We start from the raw sequence: 17,910 nt of genomic DNA on the forward strand, positions 1-17,910 counted from the left end.
GGTCGACTCTCTTGCTTCACCCTGCGAGGGCGAGGTTGCGCAGGCGAGCGATGCCGCTCATGGCGTGGTGAACGCCGTCGTCCTTGATGCGGCAGTCGCGAAGGATTTCCAGGGCCTCATGCGGGCGAAGGTGCGCTCACGGAAGTCCGGACCGGCTGCTTGACGTCCGGCTCGGCCAGAACCTCGGCGAGAACGCGGTCCATCATCTCCACGAAGGACGGCATGATCCCGTACTTGGGCTCCAACTCGGCGAGGATCGCGGTGTGCCCGTGGCGGACCGTCAGGTCACCGAGTGGACAGCTCCTGGCAGTCGTTCCCCCAACCGTCCCGGACCGCCCGGCGCACGGACGCTCCTGCCGCGCAGTTCGACCTCGATGCCCGTCCCATGCCAGTACCGGGCCAGCCCCAGGGCATTACTCCCCTCGGTGCCCTTGGGGCTCAGGTCTGCTCCTTGGGCGATGAGCTCGGATGTGATCCCGCAGGTGGCTGGGGGATGTGTCACCCCCCCTCCGCATGGAGCGGAGCGAGGCAGGTGGAGTCATCTGGACTGGAAACAGTGGCCAGGAGGGCTCTGGTCACGTGCTTGGTATCAGGGGTTGTGCTGCGGAGTGGTGTCAAGCATGTGCAGTCGTACTCCGTCTGGGCCGTACACGTTGAGTACGTAGCCCTGATCGACACTGACGCCGTCCCGCTGCAGGAAGGACGCCAGTTTGGCGGCGAAGTCGTCGACGTTCCCGTAGTAGTCCTTCTTGTGGGTCCACACGCTCAGCACAAGGACGCCCTTGCCGTTCTTCGCATGGTGAATGCCGTAGACGTCGGCGTCCCCTCCGCTCTTGCGGTAGCGGTCGGCCAGTTCCGTACCGGTGCGTGAGGGAGTTGCGGTGGTGGTCGGCGGACCCGACGGACGGGCGTCACCGGCGATATCACAGCCTGTGAGCAGAACGGCGACGGCAAGAAAAGCGACGGGCAGGAGTCGCTTCAGCACGCCGGCATGCCGGTCGCGAGAGACCCCGGCGCGAGGGCGGTGTTCACCTCCGGCGCGGCGTCTCGAAGCCTGATTCCTCGGACGCGTGCAGTGCGCCATCTCGTCTGCCATGGCGGCTTCTCCTTCGCCGATCGGACTTCGCGAGGCTCGGCGGGCAGCCGAGCGAGCACGACCGTAGACAAACCAGGCGCGACGCCCAACTGGGCAATTGGCCTCATAGGCGACTTAGAGGGCGGCGGCTGGGTTTTGCCTTATGCGGCTCGTCACGGTTGCGTCATCGACGAACGCGAAGCCGTAACGGATCAAGAAGAAACCGACCCAGTGGATCGGTTTCACCCAGTCGAGAAGGTTGTGGCGGGCCGTCTCCGGGGTGCCATGGGTGTCATCCGTCGAGGCATGGGGTCATCCGTCGAGATTCGAGGATCGAAGTCCGCCGGGATTTCGACTGCAAGGTCCTGGGAGCCGCGGAGGCGATGCCTTGGCCGGCCGTGGCGTTTCCCGCTCGGAAGCAGCCTGGCTCTCGCTCCGCCGTGTCTTGGATGCCCGTCCGCAGCGGCGGGGGGGGGACGGCTGTGTGTGGGGTTCGCCCCGGGGAGTCCGCGTCGGTTACACGCTTGCCCGCGAAGCCTGCTGCCGGTGCCGGTGGGGTCTTCTCGCGACGGAAGATGTGGGGCCGGTGCACCGTCGGGGTTCACCAGCGCAGGAGTTGGCCGGTGGCTGCGAGGCGGTCGAGCACCTCGCCCGTGGTGGCGCTGGCGCGGGGGCAGTCGCCGTGGGTGAGGTAGGCGACCTCGGCGATTTCCCCGCACGGGGTGGGTATGCCGGTGTGGTCGGCGGTGCAGCAGGTGGTGCGGACCAGGGTGCCGGCGGGCTTGCCGTGCGCCGGGGCGTCGGTGATCAGCAGCGGTGCGACGGTTGCCGGGTCCAGGGTGAGGCCGAGCTCTTCCCGGATCTCGCGGACCAGGGCCTGCGGGCGCGTTTCGCCGGGCTCGGGTTTGCCGCCGGGCAGGTAGAACCGGTCGCGGCCGTGGGTGCGGGTGGCCAGGAGCCGGCCCTCGTCGAGCCGGATCCAGGCCACCTTCTCGATCACCTCGGGCACCGGGGCCTCAGCCGGCGGTCGGGACGCCCGCGACGCAGCGCTCGCCGCCGTTGCGTTCCTGCCAGAACCGGTACACCTCGACGGCGTCCTCGCGCTCCTCGTAGCGCATCGGCATCCGGCGGTCCTGCCAGGGCTTGGCGAACTCGTCGTAGAAGGTGTCCAGCTCGAAGTACTTGCGGTCATCGACGTAGTGGGGCTCGTAGGCGTCGCGGGTGGTGAGGAAGACGACCTCGTCCGGCGAGCAGTAGTAGAGCGAGCCCAGGCACATCGGGCAGGGGTGGGCGAGTACGTAGATGGTGGTGCCGGTCAGGTGCTCGGTGCCCAGCTTGGTGCACGCCTCACGGATGGCGAGGATCTCCGCGTGTGCGGTGGGGTCGTTGGTCTGGGCGACCTTGTTGGGGCTCTCGGCAAGGATCTTGCCGCCCTTGACGATGACGGTCGCGAACGGGCGGCCACCCTCGGCGACGTTCTGGCGGGCGAGGTCGATGGTGCGCTGGACAAAGTCCATGAAAGGTCCTCCAGAGAGGGAAGGGGATACGAGGCTGCCGGCAGGCGGCTTCGCGGGGTTCGGGGAACAAGAAGGCGGGGCGGGCGAGGCGGGCCGGGGAAGACTGTTTCCGGCCCGCCTCGTCGCCGTCCGGGTGCGACGCCGTATCGGCGCAGGTCAGAAGGGCTTGGTCGGCAGGTACTTGCCGTCCAGGGTGATGACGGCGCGCTCGCCGCCGTCGGGGTCGGCGACCTTCTTCACGTCGAGCCTGAAGTTGATCGCGGAGATGATGCCGTCGCCGAACTCCTCGTGGACCAGGGCCTTGAGGGTCGTGCCGTAGACCTGGAGCATCTCGTAGAAGCGGTACATGGTCGGGTCGGTCGGGATCCGGTTGGGCATCGAGCCGCGGACCGGGATGGTCTGGAGCAGCATCACCGCGTCCTCGTCCAGGCCCAGCAGCTCGCCGACGGCCTTCGCGGCGTCCTGCGGCAGGGGGTGCTGGCCGAGGACGGCAGCGGTGGTGAAGGCCACCGACAGGCCGGATGCCTCCGCGATCTGCTTCCAGGAGAGGTTCTTGCGGGTCTTGGCCTCCACGGCCTTGGCGGCCAGGGCCTCACGAGCGGTCTGCTCGAACTGGGCGTGCACCATGATCAGTACGTCCTTTTCTCAGGTGTGCCACTCCACGAACAGGGGTGGGGTGAAGTGGCGCGTGGGTGGGGTGGATTTGGGTTCCCGGCGCGCTGTCGTTGTCGCGGGCCGGGAATCGGGGCCGGGAGGGTCAGACCGCGAGGGCGGGGCCGGCGGTGGTCAGGTCCTCCACGCGACCGGTGGGGATGTCGTAGACCCAGCCGTGCAGGGCGACCTTCCCCTCCGCCAGGGCCTTGGCGACCGAGGGGTGCGTGGCCAGGTTCGCCAGCTGCGCGAGCACGTTCTGCCGCACCAGGGCGGGAACGTCACCGGCAGCGGTGGTGCGTGCCTGGGAGGCATCCGCGTGCCGCAGCCAGGCGGCGACCGCCGGGGCGCCGCTGAGGTCGTGGCCCTGGGCCAGGGCGGTCATCGCGCCGCACGCGGAGTGACCGCAGACGACGATGTCCTGCACGCCCAGCGCGGCGACGGCGTACTCGATGCTCGCCGCGACCCCGTCGGCCTCGGGCGTATGGGCGGGGACCAGATTGCCGGCGGTGCGGATGACGAACAGGTCGCCCGGCTCGGTGCCGGTGATCAGCTCGGGCACGACGCGGGCGTCGGAGCAGCTGATGAACAGCGTGTGCGGGGTGTGATGCGTGGCCAGACGTGCGAAGAGCTCCGCCTTGGCCGGGAAGACGTCCCGCTGGAAACGGGCGATGCCCTCGGTGAGGTCCTGCATTGGTCACTCCCTTCGGGTGGTGATCGGCCCTGTGGGCTGGTGAGATCCACCATGCATGACCTGTATCTATAGTGTCCAAGAGTCATTAACCATGGAAGCTATTAGTGACATCTATAGTTTCCTCATGGCTGTTCTCGAACTGCGTCATCTGCGCTATCTGCTCGCCGTGGCCGAACACGGCAACTTCACCCGCGCCGCCGAGGAGCTGCACGTCTCCCAGCCCACGCTCTCCCAGCAGATCAAGCAGCTGGAGCGGACCCTGGGCGTGCAGCTGCTGGACCGCACCGGCCGCACGGTACGGCTCACCGACGCCGGCGCCGTCTACACCGGCCACGCCCGGCGCGCACTGCGCGACCTGGCCGCCGCCGAACGCGCCGTCCACGACGTCCAGGACCTCTCCCGCGGCCACCTGCGCCTGGGCGTCACCCCCACCTTCACCGCCTACCTGATCGGCCCGCTCACCGCCGAGCTCCACACCCGCCACCCCGGCATCAGCCTCACCCTGGCGGAAATGCCCCAGGACCGCATCGAAGCCGCCCTGCTCGCCGACGACCTCGACCTCGGCATCGCCTTCGCCGGCCCCCACCTGCCCGGCACAACCGCCACGCCGCTGTTCACCGAGACCCTCAGCCTCGTCGCCGGCACCCCGCACGCCCAGGCGATGCCGGACCCCCTACCGGTCCGCGCCCTCAAGGACAAGCAACTCGCCCTGCTCAGCGGCGACTTCGCCACCCGCGGCCACATCGACGCCTACTTCGCCCGGCACCGGGTCGCCCCCCGCATCACGATCGAGGCCAACTCCATCCAGGCACTCACCGAAATCGTCCAACGCACCCCGCTCGCCACCGTCCTGCCCGACGCCATCACCCACGACCACCCCCACCTCACCCCCGTCCCCCTCGACCCGCCCCTGCCCACCCGCACCGTCACCCTCCTGCACCGCGCCGAGGCCTACCAAAGCGCCGCCACCCGCGCCTTCACCGACCTCACCCACGACCTCGTCCGCACCCGCGGCTACGCCCCACCCCTGTGAACCGCCCCCGGGGCAGAGCTTTTCGTGAACCGCCCTTCGGCGAAGCCTCTTCGCCGTTGAGGGGGCAGTTGGGGGCGTCGGCGAGTGGACGTCGAGGTCTGCCATCCGAAAGCCCTGGGCATGCTCCACGCTGTCTTCGCCGCGCCCTGTCCGACCACGTTCTGCCGTTTCGATGAACACGGTCCGGAAGCCGTCGGGCATCGCCTGGAGCCGGATCGGGCGGGGATCGCGTGCCGAGTCGCCGAGCCGCGTTCACCGATTGGCGGCCAGCACTGCCGCGAGGCCCTCTTGTAGGTCTTTGACGAAATACTCGGGAACCTCCAGCGACGGGAAATGTCCCCCGCTTTCGGGCTCCCTCCATCCGACGATCTGTCGGTACCGCTCCTGTGCCCAGGGGCGCGGACACTTCTCGATGTCGCGGGGATAGGCAGTGATTGCCGACGGGACGTCGACCCGGAGTTCGGGATCGAGCGAGTTGTGGCTTTCGTAGTAGATGCGGGCCGCCGATGCGCCGGTCCGCGTCAGCCAGTACAGGGTGACGTCGTCAAGAATGCGGTCTCTGGAGATCGTCTCGAACGGGCTGTCCTCGGTGTCCGACCACTCGGCGAACTTGTCGAGGATCCAGGCAAGAAGCCCGACCGGTGAGTCGACGAGCGAGTAGCCGATGGTCTGTGGTCGGGTCGCCTGCTGCTTCGCGTACGCCGCGCGGTGGCGCCAGAAATCGCGGGTTTCCTCGGCCCACTTGCGCTCGACCGCCGTCAGCCCGTCCGTTGTCAACCCGGGCGGTCCCTCCGCGAACGTGGTGTGGATGCCGAGAACGTGCGCCGGGAACCTGCCGCCGAGGACGGTGGTGATATTGCCTCCCCAATCGCCGCCGTGGGCTACGAACTTGCGGTATCCGAGCCTTCCCATCAGTTCCACCCAAGCGGCCGCGATCTTTTCGGTTCCCCACCCGGTGGTGGCCGGCCTGTCGCTGTAACCAAAGCCTGGCAGCGACGGGACCACGACGTGGAACGCCGGCGCGTCTGCACCTTTCGGATCTGCCAGTTCGTCCACCACATCGATGAACCGAGCAATGCTGTCCGGCCAGCCGTGCGTCAAGATCAGAGGAGTGGCGTCTGCGCGCGCGGATCGGCGGTGCAGGAAGTGGATTCCCAGATCGTCAATGGTCGTGCGGAACTGGCCGATCCGGTCAAGGCGCTCTTCGAACGACCGCCAGTTGTACTCGGTGCGCCAGTAGTTCACGAGATCGACGAGGTCGGCGAGCGGAACACCCTGGTCCCATCGGCGAGGGTCGGGCGCGGCACGGTAGATCGTCTCGGCCTCCGGCAGTCGCGCCGCGGTCAGTCTCGCGCGCAGATCGTCGAGGTCGGCGTCAGTTGCGTGGGCTTCAAATGCTTGCACGTCGCTGGTTGGACGGGGCATGAGACCTCCTGGCCATCGCGGAATCGGCTACGACCTATCGAGAACTGTCTAAGACGGTTCTAGCAGTCCCCCGAGCCGCGCTGCAACCGGCTAAGGTGGTTCCATGCGTGCTGCTTTCCCTGACTTCCGCCTCGGTAATGTGCTGGCGACCAGCTTCACGGGGACGCTGTCGGAGCGTCACGGCGAGGCCGTGGAGCGCATTCCCACGCCGCAGCGACTCGTCGACTGGCTGGCGGTGAGCGGCCTCGCCGTGGACTCCTGCACCACCGCCCAGCTCGACCTCGCTCGGGAACTGCGGGAGTCGATCCACGCGGCCGCGACAGCCGCCGCGATCCAGGACGCTCTCCCTGCGTCCGCCGTCCAAGTCATCAATGACCGCAGCGCTCAGGGACGGGCCGCAGCGATCCTGACGCCCGAGGGCAAGCGGCGATGGCGGCTCAGTTCGGCTTCCTGCGTGGAAGACGCCCTCGGTGTGATCGCCGCCGACGCGATCAGCATCATCGCAGGCGAACGAGACGGCAAGTTGGCCCTGTGCGCATCACCAACCTGCCAAGCCGCCTTCTTCGACACCAGTCAAAGTCGCACCCGCAAATGGTGCGACATGAACACGTGCGGGAACCGCCAGAAGAAGGCCCGCTTCAATGCCAACCAGCGCAAAAACCCCGGATCGGCGAAGTGATCGTTACCTCGGCACATCCAAGTGGGCCCCGCCCCTGCGACACATCTGACGCGCTGGGTGCACCTCAACGGCACCACCAAGCTTGAGTTCCGCCGTCCCCCGGTTACCACGAGGCACCGGGTGGCGCGAACGGCTACGCACAGGTCCGGCTGCGGTGGACCAAGAGCGGGCCGGCGATCACCGGCCTGGACTGTCGAGCGCAGACCATCGACCCCGGGCGGCAGCGGGGTGAGCGCGGCCAGCGCACCCACGAAACTCCTGTGCACGGCGTGGAGTTGAAGGGCATGGCCGTGGGTGAACGCACTCAGGAAAGTGCCGGGCGTGGAGGGGCACGGATACCGTCGAACAGAGTCGGCATCGCGCCGTGCCGCAGGACGTCGAGGTCGTCGATGCTGTCTGCTCCTGCGACCATGCCGCCCACGATGCTGGTGACCTTCGCGTCCGCCGCCGCACCCGCGCCGTTCCTCACCCGGTCGACGTGACCTTCTCCGCCACCAGTCGCGGCACATCAAAACCTGTATCTCGGAAGTACCTTGCTGATTGCGCGTGCTGGAAGCGCGAAGAAGTCCCATCACCACAGGTCACAAGGCACTCCTTCATTCTCCCAAGCATCATCCACAGGCATCAGCCGTCGATCGGGGTTTAGTCTCACGGGAGTTGATGTTCCTCGGCTTCGGGAGGGTGACCTATGGCAGCCGTGCACGTGACCGTGTGGGATGACCGCGATCGGGTCGGAGCAGGCCAGGCTCCGATCACTTCGAGGGCCCAGGTGACCCCGGCGGCCGCTGCCGCCCCCGCCCTCTTCATCCACAACATCTTCACCTGGGGCAGCGACTCCACGTACGGCTTTGCCGGGCAGCGGCCCCTCGCGGACAGCCGACGGCTCCTCCTGATGGATCGCCGGGGTTACGGCGACAGCCCGGACACCGCGCGCAGCGACTTCGACGTCGACGCCGAGGACGTCGTGGAGGTGCTCGGCGACGGGGCCTCCGCCGTGGGGCTCGGCGGCGCCCACCTCGTGGGGCACGGGAACGGTGCCGTCGCCGCGCTCATCGCCGCCGCGCGCCGACCCGACCTCGTCCGCTCCCTGGCCCTCATCCAGCCCTCCGCCTTCACCGCCGCCGCGCACCATCCAGTCGTCGCCGACCTCCTCGACCGGGTGCGCGACGGAGCCCCGGGCATCCCGGACGGCGTCACGCCGGAGCAGTATCTGCGTGCGTCCACCGAGGGGTTGGGGATGGCCATGCCCGAACCCACGTCGCGCCGGCTCCGTGCCGTTGCCACCTCCATGAGGGAGCGGCCCATCTGGGAGGCGGAAATCCCGCTGGAGGTGATCCGGGGAGCCGCCCTGCCGATTCTGGTGATCTGCGGAACCTGGGAGCGCGCGCCGGCCGCGTACCGCGAGCACGTGGGGCTCCCCCTCATGGCCGTGGCCGAGTCCCTCACGGACTCCCTCGGGGGCCGCCTGCTGCGGGTGCCCGGGTACTATCCGCACACCGAGGAGCCCGCCGCCGTCAACGCCGCCCTGCGGGAGTTCTGGGGCTGACCCAGTTCCGCATCGGCTACCAGTCCCGCGCGGCCGGCCCTTGCCTGACGACCCGTCTCAACAGGCGCCAACCGCATGTGGAAATGGGCTATTTGATGCCCAGTCAGAACGGCGATGCCGGAGTATCGATGCCCCTCACCGGTTCAGCCGTGTCACCACGATCGGGGTTGACGAGCATGTCTGGAGGAGTGCCGCTGCCGTACTGCGTGGACCGCGGCCGTGACCGACATCAGCAGGAAGACCGGGGCCGCCATGCCCGACACCATCGCCAACACTGACGCCCCGCCGCCATCGACATCGTCGTCACGGGCGACCACCCGCGGGTCGTCCGCCTGGTACCGGACGGTCATGTGAGCGCCGACACTCCTCCTGCCGCCGCCGCTGCCCACCGGTAGATTCGCGACCACGATCCGCTCGTTGGCCTCGAACCTGACCCGGCAATCGCCCAACATGCACGAGCCGGCCTCGTACAGCGTCGCCGGAGCCTGCACGCCGCCCCGAAGAGAGCGCAGGTGCTGGGCTGCCGGCAGCAGCAACAACAGCGACAGACCGGCCAGCAGCAGCGCGACACACAGCCCTATCCCCGCAGCCACCCAAGGCCGCGGCGTCACCCGAACCCAATGCTGCGCGCCGGGGCGATCGGCTATGCCGTCCAGGGCACTCACCATCCGGTCCACTTTTTCTGGAAATGACGAGCTAAGTCTCTCACATGCAGTCTTCTGACCAGCTCTGACGCTCACGCTGTCCGCAGTTCGCCGGACATACCTCACGCCAGGTCCTGTCGTCAAACTCCCGTCGTCCGCCCGAAGGGCCGGCCGGGCGGCGTCCGGTGCGGCGAGAGTGCGTACAGGGCGTCGGCAGGCAGACGGGAGTTTGACGACAGGGCCTAGGCCTGCCCGGTTTCGAACCGGCTGATCTTTCCGGCATCGACCGTGAAGCGCCAGGCAGTGCGCATCTCGCCCCAGGTGTCGTTGCGGTAGTTCGCGACCAGGCCGAGCCCGTCGTGCGTCTGCGTCTCGACGTCCATGTGGCCGCCCGAGGAGAAGATCTCGCGCTCGGTCCAGTCGGCGACGTCCCGGTCCGAGCCGTCGTCGGACATGGTGGCCCCGGGCGTGAGGGCGGCGGCGAAGGCTTCGCGGTCGCCGGCGTTGAGCGCGCCCACGAATGCGCGCACGGCCGGGTCGGTCAGCTTGTCGAGGGCGATGGTCACGGTCTCTCCAAAGGCACGGGGGCGGGTAAGGAAACACTCTTCCCTTGGCAGCACAACGCACGCCATGGCGCCCCGCCACCGGTGAGCGCCGAATGGCACCGCGCTGCGGCGCCAAGCCAGCCCCTGGAGGGATTCACCGGACCGGCTGGTATCTGTCCGCCGGCCTGCGCGTTCATCGCCGGCCGCCTCGATCGGCAGTCCTGATGATCGTCAAGGCGTGCGCCGCCGCTCCCGGGCGCCATGCCCGGTCGAGCTGATCGCGGTACTTGGCGTCGGCGATCCGGCGCACTCCCCCGGCGAACAGTTGGGCGGGAAGCTGCCCGGCAAAGCCGATCCGCCACGTGTCGGTGCTGCGGCCTTCCGTGCCGGACCGATGGCCAGCACTACCGATCTTCTGTCGGAGCGCACGCAGACCCGCCCGGTGTCGTTCCAACTCCGGCTGCGGACCTTGCCCTTCTGGTCGGACATCCGCACCAGCGAGCGGTCCGCGAGGAGCGAGCCGCGCGGTGCGTCAAGGCCGCGAATTCCTCCGATGACCGCCCCCAGGATCCATCCAGCACCCCAGCCGATCACGATGAACCCAACAAAGCCGACGAACATGGCTTCTCCATGAGTCGGACACACCCGGCGCCGGGTTGCAGGCGGCGGCCGTGCCGCCCCCCCGTACGGCACGGCGGCGTCCGCGGTTCCTGCGCTGCCCACCAACCGTGATGCACACCGATGCAATAACGATGAAATTCCGTTCCGCTGTGATCGCGCAGACGCACGTGAAGGCCATCACCATCACCGAGCATGCGTCCACAGCCCGAAGTGCTTCATCAGTTCCCATGACGGGCCGAACCGCCCTGCCCTCGTTCCCTCCGGCTCCTCCTGAAGCACCGACGCCAACTGGTTGGTGAGGTCCTGGGCACCGTGGGGTCAGCCGCGGCGGTCGCCCTGGACGACACCGCTATCGGGCGCCGCCTTTGAGGTGGCAGCTCACTGCCGAGTGGATCGGCGAGTGCGCCACCGCTGGTCGCCGCCCTCAGAACGTACGGGTGTTGCTCCTGCCCGGTTACGTCCTGGAGGCGGTGTGGTCCTGTCACAGGGCTCTCGTCCAAGCCGCCGATGGCGGTGTGTCAGTGGTCAGTTCGGATTCCTCTCCCGCGGCCAGTCAAGTGGGGAGCTGTCTGGCCGCGGTTGCCACGACGTGTAGTCATCGACGCGCTAGCGGCTCGGCCTGCGCCCTGCCCCTCGGCACGAGAGCGATGATGCGGCCCTGGCGTTGTCGGTTCAGTGTGCTTGCTGTTGGGGAGCCTCGTACCGGCATGCCATCTGCCACCGGCGTGACCTGTGTTCACCCTCGTGGAGGCCCGGCCTTGAGCAGGGGGTTGTCGCGGCGGGCGCGGCGGGCTCCGATCAGCAGTAGGGCGCACGCAAGCGCCATGAGTGGCCAGGGCGTGAATGGGAGGATTACGGCGTCGACGACGGTCCAGGCCCCCAGCGTCCAGGCGATGAACGCCGGCGGGACGATGTCGCGGCGGTCCAGCCACAGCACCGTCAGGCCGACCAGGACGAGCGGTGGGCCGAAGCTTTCCAGGCTCAGCCAGTACGCGCTGCCTGCCGGGCTCATGTCGGCAAGGTTCTCGCTCCACAGTCCGCCGCTGAACCATGTCCCGGCGTGGCGCGCGGCTTTTTCCACCGTCAGGGCAAGGAGTGTGTGTGCGGTTCCGAACAACGTGATGATCCAGCCGGCCCACTTGATCATCCGAGCTCTCCGTTCTTGTCGCGAAGCCACGTGGTGCGACTTCATCGCGGTCGCCTCTGCGTAGCGGGGTTCGGTGATCTCCGAAACCAGTTCCGATACTACAGTTCCGAAACCCTGGTTTCGTATAGTGCAGGCATGACGGCTCCAAGGCAACGGGGTGGACGTCCCCGAGACAGCCGCGTGGATGACAAGATCCTCCAGACCACGCGCGAGTTGATCGACGAAGTCGGCTACCCGGCACTGACCGTCGATCAGGTCGCGGCGCGCGCCGGGGTGGGCAAGGCGGCGATCTACCGCCGCTACGCGTCCAAGGCCGAGATGGCGTTCGCTGCCACCATGTACGAGCAGCAGTTGCCGCCGCTGGCCGGCACCGGCTCGTTGCACGGGGACCTGCTGGCGCTTGTCCGCGCGTTCCACATCCGCATGGCCACCCCGGCGGCCCGACAGCTCGCACCGGCCCTGATCGGCGAAATCTCCGTCAATCCCGGACTGGACGAGCGGTTCCAGGACACCTTCCTGGCCGCCGAACAGGACATCTTCGCCGAAATCATCGAACAGGCCGTGGCCCGCGGCGAGTTGGCCGGGCCCGTCGACCCCGCGATGGCCCACCTACTGCTGCTCGGCACCCTGGCGTCCGCCCTGTACATCGTCAACCTGCCCGTCGACGACGCCATGATCACCGACCTCGCCGCCGCGGCCACAGCAGGAATCACCGCCTTGGCCGACCGGCACCACAGCGCCCCCGGCGGAGCCGCCTAGCCGCACTGACAAGGCCGATTCTCCTGGTTGAGTGGCCGTTCAAGACTCCACGAACCCCACCAGCCCCGCCCTGGTGCCCACACCCATCAGATGAACCACACGCCAACTGGCCGTACGTGAGGAATGCGCGTTGCCTGCTGTCAGCGGCGACGGTGCATGTCTGGCCCATCTGCTGTCGGACGTTCTCGACGGTGTCCGCAACAGCGATCTGCGCGGCATGATGTGGAATCGGCACTCACCATGGACCAGTCGATCCGGCCCTCCGTATCAGCATCGGCCTGAACAGCCCGCAGGAGCCTCTCCCACGTGCCGTCAGCTGACCACCTCCGATGCCGGTCATGGCAGGTCTTCCACTTCCCGAACCGTGCCGGCAGGTCCCGCCACGGGATTCCGGTCCGCTGCCGGAACAAGATCCCGTTGGTCACCCTGCGGTGACAGGTCCACCGCCCACCCCGTCCCGCGCTCTTCGGCAAGTGCGGTTCAAGCCGGGCCCACTCTCGATCCGGCAGGTCGCCTCGCCCCACGCTGGCCGGAACGACGCCGGCACGGCTCGGCCACGCGATCCGTCGGACACGCCTTGGATGAATGAGTCCGATGTTTGTGCTGGCCGCGACCATGGCGAAGGGCGCCCGTTGGCTCGTGCGTGACGACAAACCTGGACGCCCTTCTGGCTGCACTGTACGTGTTCGTCGACGACCATGTGGCCCCGCGTCGCCGGATTGAGCGACCCCCGAAACCGACAGACGCCGAACTACTGTGCCTGGCGGTCGCGCAGATCCTGCTGGGCTTTCCCCCGGCCCGACACTGGATCCGCTTCGTACACGCCCGACTGGGGCACCTCTTTCGCTGCCTGCCCCAACAGTCCGCCTACAACAAGCGCCTCAACGCAGCCGGCCCGCTGCTCAGCCGCGTGATCGAGGCCCTGGCCGGACAGGCCGGATACGGCTACTGCCCAAGCCGTTCCCGCTTCTTCTGGGGATTCCTGCTCCATCTGCTGACCAGCGCCGAGGGGATGCCGGGTGTCCTGGTGCCTGGCCAACCCCAAACTCGGCGAACGCCAGGTGATGACCGCGCTGCTGGAACGCGACCACCACCTCGTGCGCTCCGGTCAGGTGACCTTGCGGACAAGGGCTTCGCAGGGCGGGAGTTCGAGGCGTTCTGCGAAGAGCGCCTGGGCGTCCATCTGGTGCGGCCGGACCCGAAGAACGAGCCTGTCCGGCGTGGACGCCTGGCCCGCGTCCGCCAGTGGATCGAGGGGGTATTCGACATCCTCAAGGCCAGCTCAGCCTGGAACAACACGGCGGCAGAACCCTGCCCGGAGTGTTCGCCCGCACCGGCCAACGACTCCTCGCCCTGGCCACGGCGATCCGGCGCAACTGGACCACCAACGCCCCAGCCGTGCCGGACGCGGACCGCCACGGGCCCGCGTCCGGCACGCGTCGGGGTGGTCAGTCTCCGGGGATCGTGAACCGCTGCCGGTCGGACCCGTCGCACGCGGACATCTGGAGCCGACTGCCATTGGACGTATTGCCGTTGGGCACGTCCAGGCAGTACCCCCACTGGGCGTTCCGCAACTGCCCCGACTCGTAGGACCACTGCTGAGGCGGCGTGCCGTTGCACACCCAGAGCTGGGCCTGTGCACCCGTGGACGCGCCCGCCGCGTCCAGGCACCAGTTGCCCAGGTCACCGGCGCGCAGCGACGAGCCTTCGCGGCGCCACCACTGGGCGTTGGTGTTGTTGCAGTCGTACGTCTGCACGGCCCGGCCGTTCTCGGCCCGGGAACCGGCGACATCCAGGCACTTTCCGTCCTTGCCCCGGATCTCGCCGCCGGGCACCCGTTGGAAGGAGACGTTCCCGCCCGACCGGTTCCCGTGCCCGTAGAAACCCCAGTTGGACCAGCCTCCGTCGCTCTGGAGCTGGAAGTCGCCCGATTCGAAGACCCAGATGTTGTAGTAGACGCCGCTCGACTTCCGTACCAGAGCCCGGAATCTGAACCCGGTGAGGCTGTGGGTGAAGTGGGCGTCGGAGACCGTCACGAGCAGGTTGTAGTGGCCGTTCAGGGACGGGCCCAGACCGTTGACCAGGCTCTGGACGTAGTCGCCCCGGCTCTTGGACTTGTTCTGTTGGTGGAGGTCGCGCAGCCGTTGGTCGAGCCCCCAGTCGGGCTGCCCCTGGGTGATGTTCACCTCGTCGTCGGTGGTGGCGTGTGCGGCCGCCGGACGGGCGGGCGCGGCCTGAGCCGGGAGGACACCGCCGGCTCCGAGCGCGAGTGCCGTGCAGGCGAGCAGCGTGCTGCGCGCGCCCCGCCGGACTGCTGTGGTCGTCATCTCGTCTCGTCTCCGGGGCTAGGGAAGGGTGAACCGCTGGGCGGGACCGTCGTTGCACGGCATCATCTGGAGCCGGTTGCCGTTGCCGGTGTCCCCGTTGGGGATGTCCAGGCAGTAGTTCCATTTGCGGTTGCGCAGGGAGCCGTTGCCGACGTAGTCCCACTGCTGGGGCGGGCTCCCGTTGCAGTCCCACAGCTGTACCTTGTCGGTCCAGCCGCCTCCGCCCGCGTCGAGGCACTTGTTGCCGGGCAGGCCGGACCTGAGCGCGAGTCCGTCCCGGTACCACCACTGGGCGTTGGTTGCGTTGCAGTCGTACATCTGGATCGGGGTGCCCCTGTTGGTGGAACTCGACTGCACGTCCACGCACTTGCTCTGCTGGTCCTGCTTCTTCAGGCTGTTCCCGTCGGCCTGGTGGAAGACGACCTCGGGACCGTTCCCGGTGAAGCGCCCGCAGAAGCCCCAGTTGCGCCACCCGCCGTCGCTCCTCAGACGGAAGCTGCCGGATTCGAAGATCCAGTAGTGGTACGTGGCGGAGCCGTCCCAGCTGTAGTGGAGCCGGCCCTCCCAGCGCACGCCGTTGAAGTTGGTGTCGTAGGAGGCGTTTTCCTCCTTGACCATCAACACGTTGTAATGGCCCTGGACCATGGCGCACGAGTCGTTGATCACGCCTTGGACGAAGGCCCCCTGGTCCTTGGCCTTGTGGTTGTCGAAGATCTGGACCAGATAGGTGATGATGTCGATGAGCGCCTGAAGGGCGTCGACCGGCCCTGCCGCGACCGCGGCGCGCGGGCTCGGCCCGCGCTCCCGCAGCGCCTCGGCCGTACGTGCGGAGATTGGCCGCAGGGGCGCGTCCTGGCCGTCGGTACCCATGCGTACGCCCGCCGTCGGGGCCGGTTTCGCGACGGCCGGCGCGGCGCGGGCGGACGCCTCCATCCCGCCGGCCAGCAGTACGGTGGCCATGAGGGCGGCGATGAGTCCGATTCGCGATCTTCGTAACATGAGCGTCTCCTGAGAGGTGTGGGACGGGATTCGTTCGTCACGTGACCGTAGGCGTGTCCGGTCAACATTCGATAAATACGGAATCGATGGGTAGATGGCGTTCTCGGCGGTGAGCGGCGTTCACGCGGTATGGGCCGGTCCACCGGCCGCCCGCCCTACCCCGGCACCCGCAACGGCGAACGTCGAACGCACTCCGTCTCGGCCTCCGCCGACCGGCCACCCTCGGGCCCTCCGACGGAGCGGCTCGATTCCGCCCGTACCGGATACCTAGTAATGCAATGGTGGGTGCTGTGACGGGTGGCCAGGTCAGGGGTTGTGGCTGCGGTGTTTGTAGTGGCTGGTGCGGGCATGGTGCTGGCGTCGTCTGCGCCAGGTTGACCAGTGCAGGATGTGGTCGACGGTCGGGGCCGGCGGTCGGGCCGGTGCCAGGGCCGCACCTCAACGCGGGCCCAGTCGTAAACGCGCGGGCCGTGCGCGCCCGCCCCGCAGGAGCGACGCTTCCACCTCTGCCGGGTGAGGCCGTGAAACAGGTCGTGGACGGGGTGGTCGATGGCTCAGCGGGTGACGACGGTGTCGTGACGGGCGGTGGCCATGACGTGGAAGACGTCTGCTTGTTCCAGTTCCGAGCGCCAGCCCTTGGAGAAGCCGTAGGCGGCATCGGCGGTCACCCAGCGGAACGGAATGCCATCAGCGATCGCTCGTCGGACCATCGCCTTGGCCATGGCCACCTTCGTCTCGAAGGCGACCGTGTCCCCGATGCCGGCCCGACGGCACCGGGTCCGGTCATCCGTCCACGAGGCCGGCACATACAGGCGGCGGTCGATCAGCGTCCTGCCCCGGTCGGTCGCATAGGCGAGAAAGACACCGACCTGGCAGTTCTCCGTTCGGCCCGCGATGCCGGAGTACTGCCGCTGCACCCCCGCCGAGCGGACCCCCTTCTTCAAGAAGCCGGTGTCATCCACGATCAGGACCGCCCCGTGATCCCCGAGGCTCTCCATGACGTAGTCCCTCACGTCGTCGAGGTCCTCCTCGACATCCCACTCGATCCCGTTCAGCATCCGCTGGATACGGACCGGACCGCCATGACCGGCCTGTTCGGCCACAGTCCAGCCGTTCTTGGGCTGCAGCGGAGCGATCAGCCCCCGCATACGGGCAAGTGCCGACTCCCGCGGCTGCGACCTGCTGAAGCGATGCCCGAACCGATCGTGCACCACGTCCAGTTCACGCGCCCACAACCTGACATCACCAAGATCCCCACCCACAACCACACCAACGACCGATCTGGCCACCCGTCACAGCAAGCACCGTTGCAGTTCTAAGGTCTGGCCAACGGGGCTGGCGGCTGGCCCGTCGGACACGCCCTCAGCCCCGGGGGCCAATCCGGAAGCTCAGGCTGCGCTCGACGACTTCCGGGCAGCGTGGCGCAAGGCAGGAGCCGCCTGCCGACACCGGCTTGAGTACTCGCAGGCCCGGCGCCGTGCCGTGTCCTCGAAGGGGGCCGTCCAACCCGCAGGGGCGAGAGGCGTTCGCTTCCGGCCTCCGGGGGCAGGGAGACGATCGGACGCCGACTACGTCGCCGGCAGGTACGACGTTGAGGCGGTGCTTGCCGTCGAGAGTGCCGCGCTGGTGAACTCGGCGATCGCCTTGTCCCACAGCAGCTCCTTGGACCGCGGTGAAGTGCGGCAGGCTGTGGGCGTGCGCATGGGGACCACACCTGCCGGCCGACTGAACGCGGGCCACGCCGCCAGCCCGACCGTGCCTGTCCCGGCTTGGGCGAGCGCGGTGAGGTATGCGCTCCCGCCGACTTCGGCAAGCCGTCCCCGGCAGTGCAGGTGCACGCCCACAGTGATCGAATCGACCGGCTCCCCGGCCGCGTACACCGCCAGCACCGAGACGTAGACAACGGCGAGCGGGCCGGACAGGTCCTCCGGCAGCAGGGCAGCGGCCGTCTCCGGGATCGAGTCGGGGGCGACGAGCATCCGACCGACCCGGGCACGCTGCGTGGCTTCCCGATCCGCCGGGGCGGGCATGGCGGCGAGTGTGCTCATGGTCTTGCTCCTTCAGGGCTCGATGGTGGTCGACGATGGCCACCCCCGCCATGAACAACGAGCAAAGGGGCGCCACGGAAACCGTCGGAACCTGCTCGCAGGCGCGGCAACCCGTCCATGGTGTGTGAACGAGCGTATTGGCCGAGCAGCCCGGGGAACCTTTCGGAGTATCGGACCAGTGCAGGAAACAGTCGCGGTCG

General features: G+C 68.2%; 18 protein-coding genes and 5 pseudogenes. 5 read left to right on the forward strand and 18 right to left on the reverse strand.

What is annotated here, in order from left to right; genetic code table 11:
• Positions 1 to 16: 16 nt before the first annotated feature.
• From K2224_RS16905 to K2224_RS16930, 7 genes and pseudogenes are all read right to left on the reverse strand, one after another.
• Positions 17 to 138: pseudogene (locus K2224_RS16905) on the reverse strand (IS5/IS1182 family transposase); the annotation flags it as partial.
• The gene (locus tag K2224_RS40590) at positions 117 to 245 is read right to left on the reverse strand and encodes a hypothetical protein (RefSeq protein WP_260692701.1); all 129 of its coding nucleotides are present in this window, start codon (positions 243 to 245) and stop codon (positions 117 to 119) included. The gene K2224_RS40590 and the pseudogene K2224_RS16905, both read right to left, overlap by 22 nt.
• A gap of 344 nt (positions 246 to 589) precedes the next feature.
• Complete coding sequence (locus tag K2224_RS16910; protein WP_221907321.1) at positions 590 to 985, reverse strand: hypothetical protein; 396 nt, start codon at positions 983 to 985, stop codon at positions 590 to 592.
• A 691-nt stretch (positions 986 to 1,676) separates the two neighbouring features.
• Positions 1,677 to 2,084 carry an NUDIX domain-containing protein gene (locus K2224_RS16915; protein ID WP_260692702.1) on the reverse strand — a complete coding sequence of 136 codons (408 nt, stop codon included), beginning with the start codon at positions 2,082 to 2,084 and terminating at the stop codon, positions 1,677 to 1,679.
• A gap of 7 nt (positions 2,085 to 2,091) precedes the next feature.
• Positions 2,092 to 2,592 (reverse strand): nucleoside deaminase, encoded by a 501-nt coding sequence (locus K2224_RS16920; RefSeq protein WP_221907322.1) that lies wholly within the window; start codon positions 2,590 to 2,592, stop codon positions 2,092 to 2,094.
• Between the two features lie 156 nt (positions 2,593 to 2,748).
• On the reverse strand, positions 2,749 to 3,219 hold the full coding sequence (cynS, locus tag K2224_RS16925; protein ID WP_221907323.1) for a cyanase: 471 nt from the start codon (positions 3,217 to 3,219) through the stop codon (positions 2,749 to 2,751).
• A gap of 130 nt (positions 3,220 to 3,349) precedes the next feature.
• On the reverse strand, positions 3,350 to 3,937 hold the full coding sequence (locus tag K2224_RS16930) for a carbonic anhydrase (RefSeq protein ID WP_221907324.1): 588 nt from the start codon (positions 3,935 to 3,937) through the stop codon (positions 3,350 to 3,352).
• A gap of 124 nt (positions 3,938 to 4,061) precedes the next feature.
• On the opposite strand from K2224_RS16930, the gene cynR reads away from it, so the two are divergent.
• Entirely contained in the window at positions 4,062 to 4,970 is a 909-nt protein-coding gene (cynR, locus tag K2224_RS16935) for a transcriptional regulator CynR (RefSeq protein WP_221907325.1), read from the forward strand.
• 252 nt (positions 4,971 to 5,222) lie between these two features.
• Here the strand turns inward: cynR and K2224_RS16940 are convergent, their stop codons facing one another.
• Positions 5,223 to 6,395, reverse strand: coding sequence for an epoxide hydrolase family protein (locus K2224_RS16940; protein ID WP_221907326.1), 1,173 nt, complete (start codon positions 6,393 to 6,395; stop codon positions 5,223 to 5,225).
• Between the two features lie 103 nt (positions 6,396 to 6,498).
• Between K2224_RS16940 and K2224_RS16945 the strand changes: the two genes are divergently transcribed.
• Entirely contained in the window at positions 6,499 to 7,074 is a 576-nt protein-coding gene (locus K2224_RS16945) for an ABATE domain-containing protein (protein ID WP_221907327.1), read from the forward strand.
• 212 nt (positions 7,075 to 7,286) lie between these two features.
• Here the strand turns inward: K2224_RS16945 and K2224_RS16950 are convergent.
• A pseudogene (locus K2224_RS16950) lies at positions 7,287 to 7,528 on the reverse strand (IS1380 family transposase); the annotation flags it as partial.
• Positions 7,529 to 7,762: 234 nt separating this feature from the next.
• Here K2224_RS16950 and K2224_RS16955 point away from each other — a divergent pair.
• Entirely contained in the window at positions 7,763 to 8,620 is an 858-nt protein-coding gene (locus K2224_RS16955) for an alpha/beta fold hydrolase (RefSeq protein WP_221907329.1), read from the forward strand.
• Positions 8,621 to 8,772: 152 nt separating this feature from the next.
• Here the strand turns inward: K2224_RS16955 and K2224_RS16960 are convergent, their stop codons facing one another.
• The 4 genes from K2224_RS16960 to K2224_RS16975 form a co-directional block, all read right to left on the reverse strand.
• Complete coding sequence (locus tag K2224_RS16960) at positions 8,773 to 9,288, reverse strand: hypothetical protein (RefSeq protein ID WP_260692703.1); 516 nt, start codon at positions 9,286 to 9,288, stop codon at positions 8,773 to 8,775.
• A 218-nt stretch (positions 9,289 to 9,506) separates the two neighbouring features.
• A complete protein-coding gene (locus K2224_RS16965; RefSeq protein WP_221907330.1) occupies positions 9,507 to 9,830 on the reverse strand; it encodes a nuclear transport factor 2 family protein in 324 nt (107 codons plus the stop codon).
• Between the two features lie 210 nt (positions 9,831 to 10,040).
• Positions 10,041 to 10,430, reverse strand: a complete 390-nt coding sequence (locus K2224_RS16970; RefSeq protein ID WP_221907331.1) for a hypothetical protein — start codon at positions 10,428 to 10,430, stop codon at positions 10,041 to 10,043.
• Between the two features lie 736 nt (positions 10,431 to 11,166).
• Positions 11,167 to 11,577, reverse strand: a complete 411-nt coding sequence (locus K2224_RS16975) for a DUF6463 family protein (RefSeq protein ID WP_260692704.1) — start codon at positions 11,575 to 11,577, stop codon at positions 11,167 to 11,169.
• Positions 11,578 to 11,757: 180 nt separating this feature from the next.
• Here K2224_RS16975 and K2224_RS16980 point away from each other — a divergent pair, with 180 nt between their 5' ends.
• On the forward strand, positions 11,758 to 12,336 hold the full coding sequence (locus tag K2224_RS16980) for a TetR/AcrR family transcriptional regulator (RefSeq protein ID WP_221907333.1): 579 nt from the start codon (positions 11,758 to 11,760) through the stop codon (positions 12,334 to 12,336).
• Positions 12,337 to 12,512: 176 nt separating this feature from the next.
• Here K2224_RS16980 and K2224_RS16985 read toward each other — a convergent pair.
• Positions 12,513 to 12,860 (reverse strand): annotated as a pseudogene (locus K2224_RS16985) (IS5 family transposase); the annotation flags it as partial.
• A gap of 119 nt (positions 12,861 to 12,979) precedes the next feature.
• On the opposite strand from K2224_RS16985, the pseudogene K2224_RS16990 reads away from it, so the two are divergent.
• Positions 12,980 to 13,731: pseudogene (locus K2224_RS16990) on the forward strand (transposase); the annotation flags it as partial.
• Between the two features lie 53 nt (positions 13,732 to 13,784).
• On the opposite strand, the gene K2224_RS16995 reads toward K2224_RS16990, so the two are convergent.
• The 4 genes and pseudogenes from K2224_RS16995 to K2224_RS17010 all read right to left on the reverse strand — a co-directional run bounded on the left by K2224_RS16995 (position 13,785) and on the right by K2224_RS17010 (position 17,710).
• Positions 13,785 to 14,663 carry a ricin-type beta-trefoil lectin domain protein gene (locus tag K2224_RS16995; RefSeq protein ID WP_221907334.1) on the reverse strand — a complete coding sequence of 293 codons (879 nt, stop codon included), beginning with the start codon at positions 14,661 to 14,663 and terminating at the stop codon, positions 13,785 to 13,787.
• Positions 14,664 to 14,681: 18 nt separating this feature from the next.
• A complete protein-coding gene (locus K2224_RS17000; protein WP_221907335.1) occupies positions 14,682 to 15,662 on the reverse strand; it encodes a ricin-type beta-trefoil lectin domain protein in 981 nt (326 codons plus the stop codon).
• 407 nt (positions 15,663 to 16,069) lie between these two features.
• Positions 16,070 to 16,924 (reverse strand): annotated as a pseudogene (locus tag K2224_RS17005) (IS701 family transposase); the annotation flags it as partial.
• A 306-nt stretch (positions 16,925 to 17,230) separates the two neighbouring features.
• Positions 17,231 to 17,710, reverse strand: a complete 480-nt coding sequence (locus tag K2224_RS17010) for a DnaB-like helicase N-terminal domain-containing protein (RefSeq protein ID WP_221907336.1) — start codon at positions 17,708 to 17,710, stop codon at positions 17,231 to 17,233.
• Between the last annotated feature and the right edge of the window lie 200 nt (positions 17,711 to 17,910).

The organism is Streptomyces sp. BHT-5-2, from assembly GCF_019774615.1.
Lineage (GTDB): Bacteria > Actinomycetota > Actinomycetes > Streptomycetales > Streptomycetaceae > Streptomyces.